The sequence below is a fragment of the Moorena sp. SIO2C4 genome, from assembly GCF_010672485.1.
GTDB lineage: Bacteria > Cyanobacteriota > Cyanobacteriia > Cyanobacteriales > Coleofasciculaceae > Moorena > Moorena producens.
On sequence record NZ_JAAHGN010001277.1, the window covers coordinates 1 to 1884 of the forward strand.

At 48.5% G+C, this 1884-nt stretch carries 1 pseudogene; it reads left to right on the forward strand.

Annotated elements, in window-relative coordinates:
- Positions 1 to 158: 158 nt before the first annotated feature.
- A pseudogene (locus F6K20_RS36585) lies at positions 159 to 1631 on the forward strand (SDR family oxidoreductase); the annotation flags it as partial.
- Positions 1632 to 1884 lie beyond the last annotated feature (253 nt).

Consider the following 1884-nt stretch of genomic DNA (forward strand, 5'->3'; position numbering starts at 1 on the left):
ACTCCCGACACTCCCATCTATTAATCTATCCCTTATAGCACTACCCATTAAGGTGTTTGACATTGATACAAGCTCAAAAGCTGTTTTAGTAAACTTTTGCCTATTGCTAGCATGCCTATTGCCTTGCTACACCCGAAGCAGAAACTCAGGCCACTGAAGCAACTGAGCCTGGTCAATGGGTGATCTTTGCGGATTACGGTGGCGTAGGACAGGCATTAGCAGAAAATTTGCGATCGCATGGTCACAGCTGTTGCCTGATTTATCCAGGTGAAGTTGACCAAAGCCTACCAGGAGGACTTGGAACCATCAACCCTGCTGATCCCAATCATTTTAAGCGGCTGTTCCAGGAAATTCTTGGAAATAATCCATTGCCCTGTCATGGAGTAATTCATCTGTGGAGTCTAGAGACTGAACAGTCTGAAGCACTCACACCATCCTCTCTCGAAGAGTCTCACGTATTGAGTTGTGGAAGCGTACTGCACCTAGTTCAGGGACTAGTTCAGGCACTGGTCAATACTGGTAGTTCAACCTTACCGAAATTGTGGTTAGTAACCTCTGGCAGCCAAGCAGTGGAAGCCAACCCTGCTCCGGTAGCACTGGCTCAAGCCTCTTTGTGGGGCATGGGACGAGTAATTGGCCTAGAACACTCTGAAATTTGGGGAGGGCTACTGGATTTAGACCCATCTATATCTGATAATTCTGATAATTCTGATAATTCTGATCATAAGGGTGCTACGCAACAGGCCATGGCTCTGTTCTCAGAAATTTGGCACGGAGACGGGGAAGACCATGTAGCATTCCGCCAGGGAAAACGCTATGTGGCTCGCCTGGTATCTAGCAAACCCACTCAAACCGAATCTTTAACTCTACAGGCTGATGGTATCTACCTGATTACTGGTGGCTTGGGCAGTTTAGGACTCCAGGTTGCCCGGTGGATGGTTGAACAAGGGGCAAAAAACCTAGTGCTACTAGGACGCCGAGAACTTCCACCATCAGATCAGTGGGCAAGCTTACCCCAAGACAGTGAGTCTTGGAAACGGGTTAACGCGGTTCAAGAACTCAAAGCCATGGGAGCCAAGGTGATTGTGGCTCAGGCTGATGTCAGTAATCAGGATGAGATGTCTGAGGTATTTGAACACTTGCGTAATACTCAGATTCCCCTCAAAGGTGTTATCCATGCTGCCGGGATTGAAAATTATCAGGAGATACAAGGGATGGACCTGAATGTATTTCAGGCTACCCTGCAACCTAAAGTAATGGGGGCATGGCTGCTCCATCAACTTACCCAAGAGATGAACCTAGACTTTTTCGTCTGCTTCTCCTCGATTGCCTCCCTGTGGGGCTGTCAGGGAAAAGCTGATTACGCTGCTGCTAATGCTTTCCTGAATGCGATCGCACATCATCGTCAAGCCCTAGGATTACCTGCTTTGAGCATCAATTGGGCACCCTGGTCTGGAAGTGCCATGGTGTCTGAACAGGTCAAGACCTTATTGAAGCGCATAGGAGTAGACCCATGGCAACCAGAAGAAGCCATCACCATTTTGCCATACCTTCTGGGGTCCAACAGCCCTCAACTAATCGCTGCTAAGTTCAACTCGGATGTCTTTAAAAAGAAGTTATCCAAGTCCTAGTTTGGATCCATCATTCTTCCCCAAGGGGCAAAGATGGAGTTAGTTTTGTCCTGACTATTACCTGTTTCGTAATCCAGTCAGCAGCCGGATATCTGGCTAGTGCTAAGTTTTTCGTGGGTGGTTGCTCTACCGCGATCGCAGCTAGGAGTTCTTCCAGGGGGTTTCCTGATCTTCTGCCTCCCTGGGCTGATCAGGATCAACGGTGATGATGGCAGACCCCCCTGCTTCCAAACCGGCTTGATTCCCTTGAGAA